The organism is Paenibacillus lemnae (assembly GCF_012933385.1).
Taxonomy (GTDB): domain Bacteria; phylum Bacillota; class Bacilli; order Paenibacillales; family Paenibacillaceae; genus Paenibacillus_AQ; species Paenibacillus_AQ lemnae.
Map to the genome: position 1 here is coordinate 1 of NZ_JABBPN010000020.1, position 18,687 is coordinate 18,687.

General features: G+C 50.7%; 9 protein-coding genes. 2 read left to right on the plus strand and 7 right to left on the minus strand.

What is annotated here, in order from left to right:
* Window positions 1-233 precede the first annotated feature (233 nt).
* Window positions 234-7,826 carry a pullulanase gene (locus tag HII30_RS17545; RefSeq protein WP_169506349.1) on the minus strand — a complete coding sequence of 2,531 codons (7,593 nt, stop codon included), beginning with the start codon at window positions 7,824-7,826 and terminating at the stop codon, window positions 234-236.
* Between the two features lie 347 nt (window positions 7,827-8,173).
* On the opposite strand from HII30_RS17545, the gene HII30_RS17550 reads away from it, so the two are divergent.
* On the plus strand, window positions 8,174-10,978 hold the full coding sequence (locus HII30_RS17550; RefSeq protein ID WP_169506350.1) for a glycoside hydrolase family 3 protein: 2,805 nt from the start codon (window positions 8,174-8,176) through the stop codon (window positions 10,976-10,978).
* Window positions 10,979-11,072: 94 nt separating this feature from the next.
* On the opposite strand, the gene HII30_RS17555 is transcribed toward HII30_RS17550, so the two are convergent.
* The 5 genes from HII30_RS17555 to HII30_RS17575 all read right to left on the minus strand — a co-directional run bounded on the left by HII30_RS17555 (window position 11,073) and on the right by HII30_RS17575 (window position 17,082).
* Entirely contained in the window at window positions 11,073-12,266 is a 1,194-nt protein-coding gene (locus tag HII30_RS17555) for a VWA domain-containing protein (RefSeq protein WP_169506351.1), read from the minus strand.
* A 594-nt stretch (window positions 12,267-12,860) separates the two neighbouring features.
* Entirely contained in the window at window positions 12,861-13,124 is a 264-nt protein-coding gene (locus HII30_RS17560) for a hypothetical protein (protein ID WP_169506406.1), read from the minus strand.
* Window positions 13,125-13,321: 197 nt separating this feature from the next.
* On the minus strand, window positions 13,322-14,683 hold the full coding sequence (locus HII30_RS17565) for an MATE family efflux transporter (RefSeq protein WP_169506352.1): 1,362 nt from the start codon (window positions 14,681-14,683) through the stop codon (window positions 13,322-13,324).
* Window positions 14,684-14,906: 223 nt separating this feature from the next.
* Window positions 14,907-16,562, minus strand: coding sequence for a DUF4179 domain-containing protein (locus tag HII30_RS17570; protein WP_169506353.1), 1,656 nt, complete (start codon window positions 16,560-16,562; stop codon window positions 14,907-14,909).
* Window positions 16,549-17,082: an RNA polymerase sigma factor gene (locus HII30_RS17575; RefSeq protein ID WP_169506354.1), complete on the minus strand. Its 534-nt coding sequence runs from the start codon at window positions 17,080-17,082 to the stop codon at window positions 16,549-16,551. Before HII30_RS17575 ends, HII30_RS17570 begins: the two co-directional genes overlap by 14 nt.
* Window positions 17,083-17,236: 154 nt before the next feature.
* Between HII30_RS17575 and HII30_RS17580 the strand changes: the two genes are divergently transcribed.
* Entirely contained in the window at window positions 17,237-17,650 is a 414-nt protein-coding gene (locus HII30_RS17580; protein WP_169506355.1) for a DUF2500 domain-containing protein, read from the plus strand.
* A gap of 83 nt (window positions 17,651-17,733) precedes the next feature.
* Here the strand turns inward: HII30_RS17580 and HII30_RS17585 are convergent, their stop codons facing one another.
* Window positions 17,734-18,684: an ABC transporter permease gene (locus HII30_RS17585; RefSeq protein ID WP_169506356.1), complete on the minus strand. Its 951-nt coding sequence runs from the start codon at window positions 18,682-18,684 to the stop codon at window positions 17,734-17,736.
* Between the last annotated feature and the right edge of the window lie 3 nt (window positions 18,685-18,687).

An 18,687-nucleotide genomic window follows, 5' to 3' on the forward strand; every position in this document is an offset into this window, starting at 1 on the left:
GCCGCTCGTTTTTTCTTTATTGTACACAAAAAAACCTACAAGATGACTTTTTTCAAAGTGTCCATCTTGTAGGGTACAGTTTAAAATCCCGGAAGCCTTTTCTTGTGCTGCTGAGCGCTGACAGGCAGAACATGACCACCTGCATCAGATCCAGCTGCCCAATAGGCTCTGGACCTGCATGCAGTCAAGATTTCTCTCCCCAATTCCAATAAACATCTTGAAGGGTCAGTCTTTTATGGCAGCTGATTCAACAGATTCAATACCGCCTGAGCGCTTTCTGCGCGGGTGGTTGATGCTTTTGGCGCGAAGTTTCCATTGGTATGACCTTTCATCAAACCGAGGGAAACCGCAGTTTGAACCTCTTTCAGCGCCCATGCGGAAATCTGATTTTTATCCTTCATGGTCAGCGTTTTCGCTGCAGCTGCTGACTCATCCTTCATCCGGTATGCACGAACGAGCATGAGAGCCATCTCTTCACGGGTGATCGCCGCGTTCGGTTCAAACGTATCTTTGCCCTTGCCGCTTACGAGTCCGTGATGATGCGCCGTGTTCACCGCTTGTGCATACCATGCTCGCTCATGAACGTCTTTAAACGTGCTGCTGTTTTTGATGGTTTCCAGATTCAATCCCAATGCACGCACAAGCATTGTTGCGAACTGGGCACGCGTCAGTTTCTGAGCCGGGCTGAACTTGATGTCGCTTATACCGTTGATAACATGCTTCGCCGCAAGCTCTTTGACCGCTCCTTCTGCCCAATGTCCGGCCAGATCTGCAAAGGATTTATTGTATTCCAGCACAGCGTACTTGCTGAAATGATTGACAGCTGCAGACATCTGTCCGTCAGCCAGCTTGCCGCCCAGATATTCCAGGTCGGCCCCATCGGAGATAAAGTACACGCCTGCCCATTTCCCGTTGATGGCCTCCAAGGATTCAAAGGTCAAGGTCACCGGTGCAGCAAGTGGACCTGACTTCACCTCTGTTCCATCCTTCAGTTTGACACTCAGATGAAGATCGTACACACTGCTTCCGAGCTTCAGGCTTACCTTCCCTGCATCACCCGCTTTATCAACCAATGAAGATGCTGCTGCTGAAGATACTTCCTCTACCATGAAGGAAATTACCGCATCCTTCATCTGGTCTGCCGTTACGAGCTGCGACAGCGATCTCAGCAGTGCTGCCGGCAGTTCTACAGCCAGACCGTCCTTTTTGAGTTCCAGCGGTTTGGATCCCAGGATGTCTCCCGCTCCAATTGGGATCAGAACTTCTTTGTCCTGTGCCCCGAGCTGAATGGTCACTTTATTCTGTCCGCTCTTTAAAGAGTTTTCATTGACTACGAGTGTGCCCTCGGCTGCCGGGTTACCTGAACCCGGTGTTCCTCCTGTTCCACCGCTATAGCCGCCGCCTGGGTTGCCACCCGGATCGCCGCCGCCTGTCGACACAACGCCATCTAAAATTACGGTTCCGCCATCCTTCATAGCTGGAAGAACAATGCTGACATTTTGATTACTGCTAACGGCATATGATTTGCCGCTGTAAAGGTCTTTAACTGTGCTGCCTGCAGCAAACGGAACCTTAAAGGTCGCCGTCTTGGCTTCAGTTCCTACATGAATCGCGGTTACAAGATGCTTACCTTGATACTGCTTATCAAATGCCAGGTACTGCTGGGCATCCGATGCAGCAATGGAAGTGCGAGTACCTTTGGAGAACACACCGGAGTACTGCGCCCGGATCTGCAGCAGCTTCTGGTAATGCTTCAGCAGCTTCTGCTCATTCTCCACTTGATCCCACGGCATATCACGGCGGTTTTCATTGAACTGGCCTTCGCTCAGATCGCCTCCAGTTTTACCGGAACGCCCGAGCTCTTCACCGTAGTAGATGACCGGCTGGCCCTTCGACGTGATCTGCATTGCTGCAGCTGCCATCAGCTTGCCTTTGTCTCCGCCGACATACTCGGACAGGAAGCCGTTCTCATCATGGCTGCTCAGGAACTGACCCATCATGCGGGTATTATCCAGCTTCGATTCGCGGTCAGCCAGATACTGCTCTGCTGCCACTACGCTGCCATTCACAAAATTCTTCGCACTGTCCTTAAAGCCGAAGTCCAGCAGACTGTCCATCTGTCCGCTTTGCAGGCTTCCTCCGTCACTATCTACGGTAGCACCGAAGTATTCGCCGATCATTTTAAACTCTGGATTGATAGTTGTCAGATCGTTCTTGAATGCCTTCCAGGTTGCTTCGTCCACGTGCTTCACCGTATCGACACGGAAATAATCAATTGTGTTACCGCGATCGGTTCTTGCACGCTCCAGCCATTCTGTCTGCCAGTCGATAACCTGCTGTCGTACCTCCGGACTCTCCGTAATGAAATCCGGCAGTCCGGCGACTTCACCTTGAATATCGTCTTGAGCGGTGCTAAGACCATCGGTACGAAGCATACCGGCAAACCGGTCCTTATCCTCCGGAGCAACGGGCGCGGTGTCTCCAGGCTTCAGGCCATATCCCGTGTGATTCAGCACCACATCGACCATGATCTTGATGCCCCGGTCATGTGCTTTGTCGATCAGCTCTTTAAAGGTATCCAGATCTCCCAGGTGTTCATCGATTTTTGTGAAATCCTTGGCCCAATATCCATGATATCCATATTGGGTGCCATTGAAATCGGCGCCTTTGTTGTGATCGATATTATCGACAATTGGTGTAATCCACAATGTGTTGACACCTAAATCCTCGATATAATCCAGTTTGTCGATCAGCCCTCTGAAATCTCCGCCGTGATAGGCTTCCAGATGGTTTTTGTCGACATTAAAATTGTTAGTTTCGTCTCCATCCATAAAGCGGTCGGTCAGCACAAAATAAATTCGCGCCTCATCCCAGTCAAAGTCTGTCTTGCCGGAAGAAGGTCTTGCTGCATTTACCGAGATTTCCGTGCTATCCTTGTGCTTATTTCCATACTCATCCACTAGCGTTATTTCAATGGACTTAACCCCAGCAGATACACCCTCCTTCACGGCAATGCTCTGTTCCAGTAGCTCGGTGTCAAACTTCACATTCGACGGGCCGCCCAGCTGGCTCAGGTTCAAATATCCCTCCCGGAATGAAACCGGTTCGGACACTTTCGTCAGTACTTTAAGAATTGCACTTTCTTTGTACGATACGCTGCCTGAATTTACGGATGACGTCAGTGTCACTTCCGGCTGTTTGTAGGTGACTTCTGACTTGCCGTTCATCGCATTTTTCGGATCTGGAACTTCCTCAGTTTTTCCATTTCTGGTGACCTCAAAGCTGTATTCGTAGGTACCGACCTCGACGTCCTGCCAAGTATAGCTGTACCATTCTTTCTCAGCATCATAGGTCATTACCTCTTCCCGGCCTTCGAATTTCACCTTAACGCCGGAAATCGTATCCATAGCATTATTGCGGAACAGCTCTGCATCCCTGTAAATGAAGGTGATGTTGCCATCCTCCAGCCAAGGGCCTGTGCAGCTCGGAACAATATCCAGCTCGCGCTGCATACTGATGACATCTACTTTCGTTAATGCCTCATCCGGTGCCAGCGGGATGAACCGGTCGTTCGGATAGTCATTCTTTTTCTCCCAATTCGGTCCTTGTCGAAGAACAAAGCCGAGTCTCTTAGCTGATGGGCTCACTTCAATGAGAATAGAGGCAACCCCGTTATCAAACGAATCAAAATCGTATTGCTGACCGCCGTCCTTCAGACCTGTATTCCATATCCATAAGTTCCAGTCTGTGTAGTCCTTATCCGGACGGATGTAACTTAGCTGAACATAACGCTTGCCGTCCGCCTTAGTTACTGTCACGGTTATATCTTTCTGCAGTCCCTGATAAGTGACGGTAATCACGGCAGTGCCTTCTGACACACCCGTAACAAGACCCGACGCACTTACCTTGGCAACCGCCTTATTACTAGAAGCATAAGCTGCTTGTTTTGTAATCGTTCTGCGGCTGTTGTCATCATAAACTGCATAGACTGCGGTTTGATGGGTCTTACCTACTGGCAGTGAATAGCTGTCTTTATCTACAGCCAAATTTGTTAATTGAGCTGCGGCTCCTTCTGTCTTAATCACTACGGCAGTCAATGGCTCCAGTGTGATGCTGTTTGCCGTTAATGCAAATCCTGACGGAGCAGATACCGCTGTCGTACCAGCCTCATCATTGTCCACTACGACCGTACCTGCCGTAAGATCTTCGGTCAATGTCAGCGTTCTGGACTGTTTGTCAGCATTAAAAAATACATAATAGCTGCCGGTACCATCTGTGGCCTTGTTCTTGTACGCGATGACCAGATCCTGTGACTGAACTTCCGGAATGGACAGCAGTGTTACATTGCTGTTCACCATCTCCTGATCGCCCAGACGGAAGGCATCACTGGATTTTCTCAGCTCAATCAGACCCGCTGTGTATTCTTTCGTTATATGATTCTCCGGGTAAGCCTGCTCATTTGTCGCCTTCTGCCAATCAAATTTGTTGATGGCATCGGAAGAGTCATAGGAATCGTGAACGAAATACCCGAACGGATTGCCCGCTTCATCCTTCAGCTCATGAAACTTCTGTTGCGGCTTTCCTGGCGCTAACCACTGCTTTGTGCGCCCGTACTCCTGTCCTGCATGCAGGAATGCGGTACCCTGTGAAGTCAGGACCATCAAGTTGCCAAGCCGGATGCGCTTATGAATCTCCTGATCGTTCTCAGCCTTAGAAGGATCTTTCTTGATCGATTGTGCAATGATGTCGTAAAGCGGCAGATTATCATGGGCCTCAATATACTGCACGACATCTCCAGGGTCATCTTCTTTGATATTGTCAGGCTGTGCTTTAACATTGTTAAATATTTTTTGGATATTCTGCTTGCCTCCGGTAATAAAACTAGGTGCGCCCTCATTACCATATCCGGATTTCAATGCATTGCGGAATTCATCAGAGAACACGCCGACATCATCGGTTTTGTCCATCCATTTCTGGTCCGCCCCTTGCCCCGCCAGCGTCGGGTCAGCATCTTGACCTTTAAAAGTAATCCAGCCTTCACCAATAAACAGCGCGTTCGGGTTGATGGCCGCAGCAGCGTTGTACGCATTCTGCACAGCGCCCTGTGTGGCATCCCCCATCATATCCCAGCGCATACCATCGATTTTGTACTCATCAAACCAATACTTCACAGAATCAACCATCAGCTTCTCAGCCATCTTGCGGTTGGTCGCCAGGTTGTTCCCGAAATCACCCAGGAAGCCTCCCGTTTTCATATCTTGAAATGCATAGTAATTCGGTACGATATCATTCAGGAAATCAGATTTGGCCATATGGGTGTACACCACGTCGAGTATGACGCCCATATCCGCCTCATGAATGGCGTCGATCATCGCTTTCAACTCTTTAATCCGCAGCTCCGGATCTTTCGGATTCTCGGAATATGCACCGTCCGGTGAGAAATAACTATGAGGGTCATATCCCCAGTTGTATTCGTTATCTTGCGCTGAATAATTAGTTTCCCGGTTCTTCATGGCAGATTCATCACCATAGTACCAGGCCATAACCGGCAGCAGCTGCACATGTGTCACACCCAGGGATTTGATGTATTCCAGCTTGTGCTTGAAAGCATCATAAGAGCCCCATGTCGCGTTGTGCAGGTCACCTTCAATGGAAGGATCCGACGTGAAATCACGTACATGGATCTCCCAGATGACGGCATCTTCGCGCTTCTCGTAGCCTGGAATGTCGGCATAGCCGAAGCCTTCCGGATCCGTTGCGCTGAGATCGACGATGGCTGCTTTACCCACCGTATCGCCGTCCGGTCCTGCTTCACCCTTCGTGTTTACAAGGAACTCCGCCATAGATTTGGCATAAGGATCCAATACTTTCTTGGTCACACCGTTATTCGTTACTTCATACTGGTAGTAATACCCTTTGAAGTCCTGGACATTGAATTGTCCTTTCGTCAAACGGACCGACCAGACACCTTTATCGCCCTTTGCCAGCTCCACGCTGCCAATGAGCTGGCTGCTGTTATTCTTATCGTATACATTGACTTTAACAAGGCTGGCTGTCGGCGCCCACAGCTTCAGCTCAGCTTCGCCGTTATCATACACAGCACCGAGATCGTCGCCGTCGTAGGCATACAGTTCATCCAGATACCGCCATCCCTTGTTCGCAGATACTGTAGTTCCAAAATAGGAAACCTCCATCGGCACATCTTCCATCGTGAATGGAGCCATAACCTCTACAAGTCGAGGCCCCGCAACATTCGCCTTCAGAATGCCAACTTCTTTTCCATCTTTCTTTTTGAGCTTAATGTTTTCTTTAAGTGATGAGGCATCCAGGCCGTCTGTCGCGGTATAGCCCAGCAGCAGTTTGCCAGGTTTTACGACATCCGCCCATTCCAGGCCGGTTGCCAATTGACCATAAGGCGTGATAAAGACTTTGTCATCTGCCTCTTTCACAAACAGGTGATTGTAGCGGTCTAACAGTGCGAATTTTTTATTTCCTCCGTCTTTACCGCCGTCTCCTTTCGAAGGATCAAGGACGATAAAATTGATTTCCTTCGCATCCGGCTTTAACGCAATGTCCACGTAAGCACCATGGCTGTCGACTTGGCCTTCAGGGAACACGGTAGCTCCAAACGGCCAGCCCTCGGAAGGCGCTGTAACATCTCCCCATACCCATAATCCGTAAGCGGCATAATTGCCATCCTCTCGCTGATAATGAATCCGGACCGTATTGGCAGGCAGATCCACCGGCTCAAAGGTATGCACCTTGTCCGAACCTTCCTTCAGCCAGACTTCATTCATTGCCAAGGATGTGATTATTAATTCTTTGTTGTTGCCGTCCTTAACCTGAGTGCTGCGATTTACAATGACCATACCGACATTCTTCGCTCCATCTTTAAGCGGAATATCCACGAACGCTCCGTAGCCGTCACGCCCTCCTTCGGAAAACGGCGTGGCTCCTCCTGGCCAGCCTACGGAAGGCGTTACAACGTCATTGAAATTCCATACTCCCCAGTCATCGTAATTGTCGTCTGCCCGGTCATAGTGCACGCGCAGATGTCCATCCGGAATCGGTGTTCCGGGCTCTACAGGCTTCGGCAGCGCTCTAACATCTGCCGTTACACTGTGATCCACCGCATTGTATTTGAACGTTACTCTGCTGTCGTCGGTAAACTGCAGCGGAACTTTGGAGCCGTCAGACGGATAAATTTCACTCTCCACGTCTCCGCCCAAGGCGATCTGATATTCATGCTCGCCAGCATATACATCCGTCGTCACAGAATAGACGGAGTTCAAACCAATGTCGCTCATGATCAAGCCCGATGCTGCAGGCGACCAGTTTTCGCTTTCTCCGATTCCCGTCTGGAAGCTGCCGATCACTCTTGGAAGCTTATCCTCTTCCAGAGGTATGTAATAGGTGGAATCAGCAATCTTGCGTGTTTGATGATTATAATAAAATGTCACTTCGGTTTCTTCATCTAACTCGATTTGGATATTGCCGCCCGAATCGACACCTGCTGGATTCGTATAGCTTGAAAATCCATAGTTTTCAGCCCAATCAAGGTGCAATGCTACCTTATACTGGTATGTGCCCGCAGGCAGCGTTCCTGTAAAGCGATATTCATCGCCGTTTGAATGCGTCATCGCTGTTGCTGTGTCGGCAGGGGTCCAGTTATTCGCACCGCCCAGCGCTGTCTGCAGGTCACCTACCAGTGTTACTTGAAGTGACTGCGAGTCCGCTGACACCACCGGCTGAACGCCGAGCAGGGACAGCAAAAGCGTGAAGATCAGCATGATAGAGCACGCTCTTTTGCTTGTAACCGTTAACATCTCAAAACCTCCTTAGGATAAACAAAGATAGTCTTCATTACTGCTTGTTTGAGCAAACGATTGCACAAAGATATGTTTCCTCCTCTCTTTATTATTAACAATTGACAGTGTTCGACAACAAAAACGAAGCGCTTACAATTCTATATCATGGAAACGTTTGCATCAATATTTTATAGTCGAGTAGCCAAGTTAGTCAACCCATATTTTCCCGAAATCAACAATAATCACATGAATAAATGTCTAATTCACCGTGTATAAAGCGCTTTCGTTTTACGATATGATAACATGGGAGTATTTTAGCAGCGCTTACAATGAACTAACATTTATTACGAAACGAGGTACAACGTATGAATTATCCTTTTCAAAACCCCGATCTGCCGCTTGAGGAGCGCGTGAATGACCTCATATCCCGCTTTAATCTGGATGAAAAAATTGAACTCATGTGTCAATATCAGGCCGAGGTCGAGCGGCTAGGAGTTGCACCATATAAGCACGGAACCGAAGGCGCACATGGTGTAGCCTGGCTTGGTGAAGGTACGGTATTCCCACAAAATACGGGCCTTGCCTGTACATGGGATGCCGAGCTGATGCATAAAATCGGTTCCGTCATTGCGGATGAAATCCGTGTATATTACCAGCGCAATCCGGCGGTAAACGGGCTCACGGTGTGGGCGCCGACTGTCGATATGGAACGCGATCCCCGCTGGGGCAGGACTGAAGAAGCTTATGGAGAAGACCCCTGCCTGACAGGTAAGCTCTCGGTTTCTCTTGTAAAAGGCATGCAGGGCGACCATCCCTTCTACTATAAGACGGTGGCCAGTCTTAAGCATTTCTACGGTAACAATAACGAAGTCGACCGTGGCAGTGCATCAGTCAGTATCGATCCCCGCAACAAGCGAGAATATTATTTAAAAGCATTTGAGCCTGCGTTCCGCGAGGGCGGTGCCGCTTCCATGATGACCGCGTACAACGGTGTGAATGGCGTTCCTGCCAATCTCAATAATGAGGTTAACGAAATCGTTAAAAAAGAGTGGGGAATGGACGGCTTCGTTGTAGGTGACGCCGGTGATGTCCTGGGTACGGTGATGGACCATCATTATGTAGATTCTTATGCCGAAGCCGTTGCCGGCACTGTGAAAGCGGGTATCGACAGCATCACTGACGAGCAGGATATTTCGTTCCGCGCGCTCCGCGATGCCTTGGAACAGGGTCTCCTCGCTGAGAGCGATCTGGACCACGCACTGCGCAATACGTTCCGTGTCCGCTTCCGTCTCGGCGAATTTGATCCCGCTGACCGTAACCCGTACAGTCATGTGCCGGAAAGCAAGCTGTGCGCACCAGAGCATGCGGCCCTTTCTCTCGAAGCTGCGCGCAAGTCCGTTGTGCTGCTGAAGAACGACGGACTGCTTCCCCTGTCGCATGAGCTGAAATCGGCGGCTGTGCTGGGACCGCTGGCAAATGTTGCCTACACCGACTGGTACAGCGGTACACCTCCTTACCGGATAACCCCTCTGGAAGGTATTCAGAAGGAAATGGCTGATCGTCCTGTGCACTTCCATACCGGTCTGGACCGCGTGCGCCTGCGTCTGGCAGATGGTGCGTATATTGCTCTTCAAACAGAGGGAGAGCACGCTGTATTAACAGCTGCTGCAGATGCCTCGGAAGCCGAACTGTTTGAGCGCAATGATTGGGGCTGGGGCAGTGTTACGCTGCGCGCCGTCAGCAGCGGGAAATATGTAACGGAGACGGACACCGGGCTGCATGCATCTGCTGATGAGGCGCGAGGCTGGTTCGTCAAAGAAGCCTTCTGCTTCGAGCCGCTGGCTGATAACCAGTATGCAATGAAATCCTGGGAAGGCAAGCCCGTCGTACTCAATGAACAAGGTCAGCTGATCGTGAACCACAATTCAGATGCTGGACAAGGAACCCCGTTTGTCGTGGAAATCGTACAGGATGGTATCCAGGAAGCGGTCCGGGCTGCACAGGAAGCCGAAACTGCTGTTATATTCGTCGGCAACAGCCCGTTCATTAACGGTAAAGAGACGATTGACCGTCCGGATATCGTACTGCCGCCGGCACAGCAGGATTTGATCCGGGCTGTTCATGCTGCGAATCCTAACACCGTGGTCGTCATTGTCGGCAGCTATCCGTATGCCGTGAACTGGGAAGATGAGCATGTTCCTGCGATTCTCTTCACATCGCATTCCGCCCAGGAGCTGGGGCATGCCGTAGCAGATGTGTTATACGGGAAGTATAACCCCGCCGGACGACTCAATATGACTTGGTACAGATCGGTCGATCAACTTCCTGATCTGATGGATTACGATATTATTAAGGGAAAACGGACGTATCAGTATTTTGACGGAGATGTGCTGTATCCCTTCGGTCACGGCTTAAGCTACACCACCTTCGCTTATGGCGAAATTCAGCTTAGCAGCAAAGAGATTTCTGCAGGCGGAACGGTACAGGTTCAGGTTGAAATCCGTAACACAGGAGAAGCTGCCGGGGAAGAAGTCGTACAGCTGTACGTCAAGGCGAATGAATCCCGAGTGATCCGGCCGCTGAAAACGCTCCGCGGCTTTCACCGGATTCACTTGAACGCCGGTGAATCGCAGACAGTCACCTTCGAGTTGAAGGCAGACGATCTCGCAATCTGGGACGTTACCCGGGAGCGCTATTGTATAGAGAGCGGTACTTACACACTGATGGCCGGTCCATCCTCTGCCACAGCGGCACAGACAACAGAGCTGCAGGTGCTCGGGGAAACCATTCCGCCGCGCTTATTATCGGGTCCGGTTCGCGCCGTCAATTACGATGATTACAGCGGTGTGTTTGTGGATGAATGCCGTGAAGGCGGCGAGAGCATCCGGCTTGCCGGTGACAGCGGCTGGATATCATTCCATGACGCCGAACTGGGTGACCTTGTTTCAACATTCGAGGCCAGAGTGTCCGGACATACTAAAGGCGGTGAAATCACAATTACGCAAGACGCTCCAGACGGTCCAGTTGTCGGCACCTGCAAAGTCCTTGCAACAGGCGGACGCCAAGCCTGGACAACGGTAACCGCACCGGTAGAAGGACTGTCCGGCCGCCGTAAGGTATATGTACATCTGAAAGGTGAGGCCCAGATCAGCTGGTTCAAGCTCGTATAACACAATAAACTAGGCTGATAAAAAATACCCCTGCTGCAAGCTCTGTCGACCACCCACGGGTGCTGTCAGGTTTGCTTCAGGGGTATTTTATTTGTTAAGGGCTTATATTCTCTTCTTTTTCCTGTTCCGCATCCCCGAGATTTTGATCCCGCTCGTTCCTGGATTCCTCAATGATCTTGTCTTTCTCATCTCTGGACTCCTGGATGATAGCGTCATTTTCCTCCCGAATCCGCTTTACGACATCGTCGCCAATATCCTTGGCTTCCTGGTCACCATCATTTTTCCGCTTCCTTACTTCGTTAGAGATTTTGTTCTTCTGCTGAGTCAGTTCCAGCCAGGTACAGTTATTCTCCTGTGTTTCCTTCAGCCAGACCGCATTGTTTCGCTGTGTTTCTTCCAGCCATACACAGTTGTAGTACCGAGTCCACTCCACCCAGTTAAAATTGTCTTCAAAAATCTGACGCAGCTCTCTTTCGTTACCGGCATCGAAATATTTCCCTTTACCGCTCTGTGCAATCTCTTTCAGGCTTTCTGTGCTTTCGCTGACATCAAATCCGATGACGTTTACGACACCCTCGATACCGGATTCAGCAAGCTCTGCCGCCGCCGCTGCCGGATCGCCGCCGCAGGTCTCCAGTCCGTCAGTCACCAGATAGATGATATTGGTGTTGTTCTCACCGTTATAGTCGGCAAAATCATCTTTCGCGGCTTCCAGGGCACCTGCAATCGGCGTCCAGCCGGCCGGCTCTGTGCCGTCCAGCATCTGCTTAAACTCACCGCGATTCAGCTCCTGAAACGGATATACTGCTTCTGTGGCGCGGCAGGAGGCTTCTTTTTGCTCCAGGTCGTTAGCGCCTTCATGTCCATAAACTCTAAGAGATACCTGCGTTTTCTTCGGGAAGTTTCGCACGAACCGATTGATCTGATCCTGCGCGATTTCCATTTTGGTCTTTCCGTTCAGTTCCTGGTCCATGCTCTTGGATGCATCCAGAATGATCTGAATATTAATATTTTCTTTAAGATCGCCGTCCAGGGATTTTGGCTTCTCACACACGTCCTTGGCCGCCACATCATCCTGCTGACAGCCTGCAACATCTGCAGGATAAAGCTCTTTGAGCTCCTGATACAGTGCTTCTTTGCGATCTTCTGTCGTTGGTGCTGCTGGTTCCACTACCGGTTCTGGCGGCGTTGTCTGCTCTTCCCCAACCGGTTCCGGATCCGAGCTTCCGCAGCCCGCTATAACCATCATGACCAATATCACCACTATACTCACTAACCATTTTTTCATCGCTGCAGCTCCTTTGTAGCTTTGTAGTCCTTTAGTCCCCATCTCCAAATTTTCCCTAACCATTACCACGAGGCTTTCCTTTTGAACCGACTTACCAGGCTTTTTCTGATGGTTACAAAGCTTTCCTCCCATCGCTTGTGGGCTCGTGATGAGGAAGTCGCTAGGATTAAGCTTGAATTCCAAGCTTATATCTCACATTTTGCTTACAACCTACAGCTTAAGCCTGAAAATCAGTCTAAAACTAGCTAAATCAATCCATACGAGCAGATAAACCGTGTGATGTGAAAAAATAAGCCTGAAAAACAAGTTTATGGGACAATAGTTTCTTTTTTGAAAGAGATAAGCTTGAAAAACAGTCTTATTAAAGAATGCTAGGACAGTTCACACTGACAAAAGCGATCAACTAGGGATCTCCGTACCGGATGACCTTCATGATTAAAAAACAGCCATGTAAGCTGTATACGAATGTTTGAAGTGTTCGTTTCGATAAATGTCGAGGCACATGCAAAAAATCCCAACACAAATAGACTGCCCCCGCCAAATGGACATTGGGGAGGTGCAGTCTATTGAGGTTATACTGTATCCACTCTCAACTTACACAGTGATAGCCTTGTGCGGCTTGCTGTAATGACTGATTCCGCCGCCGCCCACCAGCACGTAACCGCCTTTATTAAAGATCAATATTTTACTGGAGCCATCCGCGAGCAGCACATCAATCCGGGCATGATCCGCAGTTGCGGTGTATTTAACAAAGTTGCCACGTAATACGGTCGTAACCCAGTTCCGGTCAAATTCTGAACGCAGCACCCGGTTGGAATACACCTGGTTTTCGATGCGGCCGCTTCCTGGTCTGACGATGTTTTTTCTTCCACTCGTTTTCTTCAAAACTTCCACCTCCTGCATGGGATACTATACAATATGCAAGAGTTACAAAGCTGCTTGTTTATTAACCTAGTAAACCAAGTCTGATTGGGAGAATGGCCAGCTTTGCCTTTTCATAGAGACGCCGCACTGTACCATCTCGCATGGAAGCTCACTGTGCCCTGTCCAGCCGTTTAGATCAGCTTGTGGGCATACCATTTCTTGCCCCTCAGGCGCCACAGGAAGATGGCTCCCCGTACGCCCCATTCACAGTTCATAGCAAGCCATACGCCCAGGATGCCCATGCCAAACGTAATCCCCATCAAGTAGCCCAGCACGACCCGGAACAGCCACATGGTCAGCATAGAGGTGACCGAGGTGAAGCGAGAATCCCCTGCCGCCCGCAGGGCAGATGGCAGAATAAAGCTGCTGGCCCACAGCGGAACCTGCATAATCGTATTAATCAGCAGGATGAGGAAGAGATCATCCACAATTTCTGGCGGCGGGTTGAACAGGCTGACCAGCGGTCCGAACAGCGGCAGGACAATAAGTCCGGTCAGCAGCAGACAGCCTGAGCCCAGCCACAGAAAGGATCTAATAAACTTCCGGGCATCCGCAATATTGCCGCTCCCGATACACTGGCCAACAACGGTCACAATAGTCAGGGACAGCGCAGCAGCCGGGATCTGAATGACCCCTGCCAGCGAACCGCCGATCGCATTGGTCGCGATGGCATACGTGCCCAGGCTCACGATGAACACCTGGGTCAGCAGCTTGCCCCCATTAAAGAACATCTGCTCTGCGGCAAAAGGCAGTCCGATAAACATAATTTTCTTCAGCATCGCGATCGGGAAATGAAACAGATCCCGTATCCGCAGATGAAGTGCTGCGTCCAGCTTGAACAAATAATACAGCGCACAGGCTGCACCGACATACCGCGCAATATTGACGGCAATGCTCAGCCCCAGCACACCCATATCCATCAGCTGCACGAACACGATATTCAGGGCTACATATAAAAGATTGGTAATGAGCGACAGTGCCAGGGATGCCCTCGTCCGCCCCACGCCTCTCAACGCGCCGCACACGGCCTGTACAACAGCAATCCCCAAATAAGATACACTGCTGCCGATGAGATAGGTCCGGGCATTGTCCAGAACTTCCGGTGAGGCCGTTCCGAACAGCAGGTTCAACAGAGGCGCATGCAGCGCCACCAGCAGCAAGCCGATGCCAAACGCGATCATACCCACAGAGGCAACGGTTGCTGCGGAAGCACGGGATACCATCAGATCATTCTTACTGCCTTTGTACTGCGCCACTACAACGGTCCCTCCCGTGGCGACAGCAACAAACACATTGATCAGAAAGATATTGAGGGCGTCCACCATATTCACCGCACTGATCGCCGCCACACCGGAGGAGCTGATCATGGCAGTATTGACGAGGTTCAGGCCGATGATAAAGGCCTGGTCTACGAGAATCGGCAGGAACAGCGCAAATATCTGCCGATAATCCATGGACTCGCCGCTGAAATATTTTTCAAGCCATCCGTTCATCTGCCATCTTGAAGACCGCTTCACGTGATCACATTCTTTTCTGTTATTATTGTCCGTCTCTTTTGACTAGGAGGATAGCACTCTGCCCTCTATCTGTCAATGAAACCTGACATGATAACCCCTGTGATGAAAAGAGCAGCTGCCGCTCAAAACAGAGGATTCCGTCCTGAGAGACAGCTGCTCGTATGGAGGCGGGAAGCAAATCAACCAACCATCAATTCCCTTACTTGCCCTGCTTCAGCTGGACCTTAAGCGTATCGTCCGGCTTCTCTGTCATGTAGCGCCAGACATACACGTCCAGATCGCTTCCTTTAAAGTCTTCATACACATCCATATGCCTGTTCCGGCCGTCGCCTCGCAATCCGGTCATCGCAGGCTTGCCGTAACTGCGATCCTTATCGTCTGCTATATAGTAGGTTTGATTCACACCGCCAAACTGCTTATCCGTACTAGAAGATTCCACATACAGATGGCCGTCTTTCATATAGTAGGTGAATGTAACCGGATGGCCTCCGATGGTCATGTTGATGCTCTGCCGCTCATTCGTAATCCCTCTTAACGGAATTGGCGTCCCATCCCCTTCATGATCATCAATCCGGTGCTCTGCGATCAGGGTCACAGGCTGAGCCAGAGCAGCAGCGGCATCCAGTCCATTCATTTCAAACCGCAGTTCTGTAGCATTCGGGTTCTCTACATACCAATTTCCGCCCTCTAACAGTGTGCCGCCCACCTTCAGCTTATAGCGATTGTAGGGAACCTGCGTATACTTCTCTTCATGCTTCAGAATGAGGCGGACCTGGGTCGGCGTGACAATCATCTCATGAATTGTTGTCCCCCCCGGAACCTCAGGAACAGGGATGTTCAACTCGTCCTGGAATGAGCTGTTCTCCATCTGCTTCTTCGACAGATTCATACCCACATCCCATGTTCCTTCCTCGGATGCAGCCGTTCGGGTGTAGCCCAGCTTGAATTCCGTACCCTCTGCTTTCAAATCACTTTCTTTAAACACCTGCTGGTTGATGATCTCATTCTCGCCGCCCGGTGTGCCGAAGATGCCGGATTCTGCTTCTTTCATCGGCTGGCCCTGGCTATCCTTTACCAGCATCCGCACCCAGCTTCTCTGCTGCACCCCAGTCTGCGAGAACGTAACCGCTGAACTAATCATTACCTTGCCATCTGACTGCGGGAAGGATTGAAGTGCCACCCGGCCGATGCCGTCCCGTCCAATCTCAAACTCCTGCTTTTCCCCCTTCTTCGGATCATAAGAAACTACAAGCTCGGCGTCCTCGGTAAATTGAAGGTTCTCCAACTGAAAAGACACCTCGCTGCTGCGCCCATCCATCACCCATTCACTTTCAAAATATCCCTTGAAAACCCCCAGCTGTTCATCATATTGCTGGCTATGGTTTCCTTCAATCCACTTCCCGTCCGCATTGAGCAGCCCCATCCGGTCATAGCTGATATATGCTCCCTGCATCGACTCACCGGGGTCCAGTGTATACAGAAGAATCGTGCGGTTCTCATCCGTAAATGCAGTATGGACGGTAAGCGTAATGCCATTTCTCGTTACGGATTGCTCGATCTTCTGACCAAGACCCTGATGCAGAGCCGCTTGAATACCAGGCCTTTGTGATAGAAGATTCGACCAGTCATATTGGATCGCCGCATAAACCGGAGTCGCGATTAATGCCACCGATAACCCCATGAGCACCGCTGCTCGTTTTCGGGTTCGTGGGCGCACGGGAGAGACGCCAGCAGCATGATCCGACGCACGCAGTTCATTCTGCTGAATGCTATCCCACATTTTTTCAAAATCCGGGTACTGTACTGTGTTGTTATCCTTCATCAGATTTCTCATGTTCTTTTCAAGATGTTCCATACCGCTTCTCCCCCTTCAACCATCCCAAATTCGAACCTTCCAGTTCTTTTTTCATACATTTCAGAGCTTTATGCAGCCTCGATTTCACCGTTCCTTGCGGAATGTGCAGCACCTCTGAGATTTCCGCCGTGGACAGCTCACCGATAAACCTCAGTGTCACCACCGCCATCAGCTTCTCGGGCAGCCGGCTCAGCAGCTTCTCCCATTCAGCCGATGCTTCCTGCCTCAGCACATGGGCATCCGCAGACTGAACCGAGGCCTCTTTCTGTTGATGAAGCCACTGAAGCTGGGGCTGCTTCTCTCTGTGGGTCTGTCGCTTGCGAAGCAGGTTCAGACATTGATTCATCGCAATCCGCATGATCCAGGCCCGCAGCTGTTCCACCTGCCTCCAGTCCTGGCGAAATACGGTCACAAACACGTCATGGCAGAGATCTTCCGCATCCTGTACATTTCGCAGCATAAGATAGCATGTGCGGTATACATCCTTGTTATAGGTGTCAAACAGCTCTCGTTCACTCAATCCTGGCCCTCCTCTCTTTCAGTTCTGCTATATAAACAAATGACCCGGCAAAAGGGTTCACTTTTTCTCAAGACGGAAGGGTCGTTTATTTTGAAACGGGTACGGTCTTCAAGTCGTATATAGTAAAATCCAACATTTGTAAGGAGGTTTGGCTATGCTGCCGTCAGATCACTTCAGCGAGGGTCCTGGTCCCGCTTTTGGTTTTATGTTTACCCTGGTTCCCATATTTATCGGGATTGTGTTTATCATTGTTATTGGAGGAATCGTTTTTAACGGCGTACGTTATATGAAAAATGCAAAATCACCCCGTTCGTCCGAATACGCCAGAATTATCTCCAAGCGGACAGAGGTCCGCGGCTCCGGTCATCACCATCACGGTTCAGATCACACCGGAGGCTCAGCCCGAACGCATTACTACATCACCCTGGAATTTGATAATGGAGAGCGCAAGGAATATCTCGATGTGAAAAAGCTGTATGGTCTCGTCGCGGAGGGGGATACCGGTTATGCCTCTATACAAGGCGACTGGATCGTCGCCTTTGAACGGGAAGTTTCCGGAGCATTATAAAATAAAACAGCCGCTGGCCCGGACTTAGCATCAAGTCCAAACCAGCGGCTGTTGTTATGTTGTCATTCCATATCGTATGGCGCTTAGCGCTTGCCTGAATCGAACGGCTCCCCAACCGCCTTCGGCGCATTGGAGGATTTCGAGAAAATCACCAGGGCAATGAGGGTCACCACATAAGGGAATACCTTCAGCACGACCGGCGGAATCACGGCCAGGGAAGGAATAACCTGAGATACGTTGGCGACCGTACTGGCAAACCCGAAGAAGAAGGTGGCGGCCAGGACGCCCAGCGGTCTCCACTGACCGAAGATCAGGGAGGCCAGCGCCAGGAACCCGAGCCCGGATACATTCCCGTTAAACTCACCGGAGTAGGTCATCAGGATGGCGGCACCGCCAAGACCGGAGAAGGCACCGGAGATCATCACACCGACATAGCGCATCGACTGCACCCGTACCCCGGCGGCTTCTGCGGCATGCGGATGCTCCCCGCAGGCACGCAGACGCATGCCAAACGGCGTCTTGTAGAGCGCGATCGTGCTGATCACCAGGATCAGCAGCACGAACCAGGTCACCGCATAGGTTCGGGTAAAGAACAGATCGCCGATAATCGGAATGGACGATAGCAGCGGCACCTCAAAGGGTGCAAACGTAGAGATACGGATGTTCCCGCTGCCTGTCATATTCCGCGCCAGAAAAATGGTCAGTGCACCGGCAATCAGATTGATCGCCGTACCGCTGATAATCTGGTTGGCACTGAGATTAATGCTGGCGAAGGCATGCAGCAGCGAGAACAGCATGCCTGCGGCCATGGCCGCAAGCAATCCTACCCACAGCACCCAGGCGTCATTCGGATACTGCTCCTGCAGTCTGGAGGCCACGAAGGCCCCCATAAAGGAACCGACAATCATCAGGCCGTCGAGACCAATATTGACGACCCCGCTTCGTTCACTGAACAGTGCGCCCAGGGCGGTAATCAGCAGCGGAATCGTGAAGACGATGGCATACGGAAAAATTTGCTCAAGTGTCGTCCACATCTG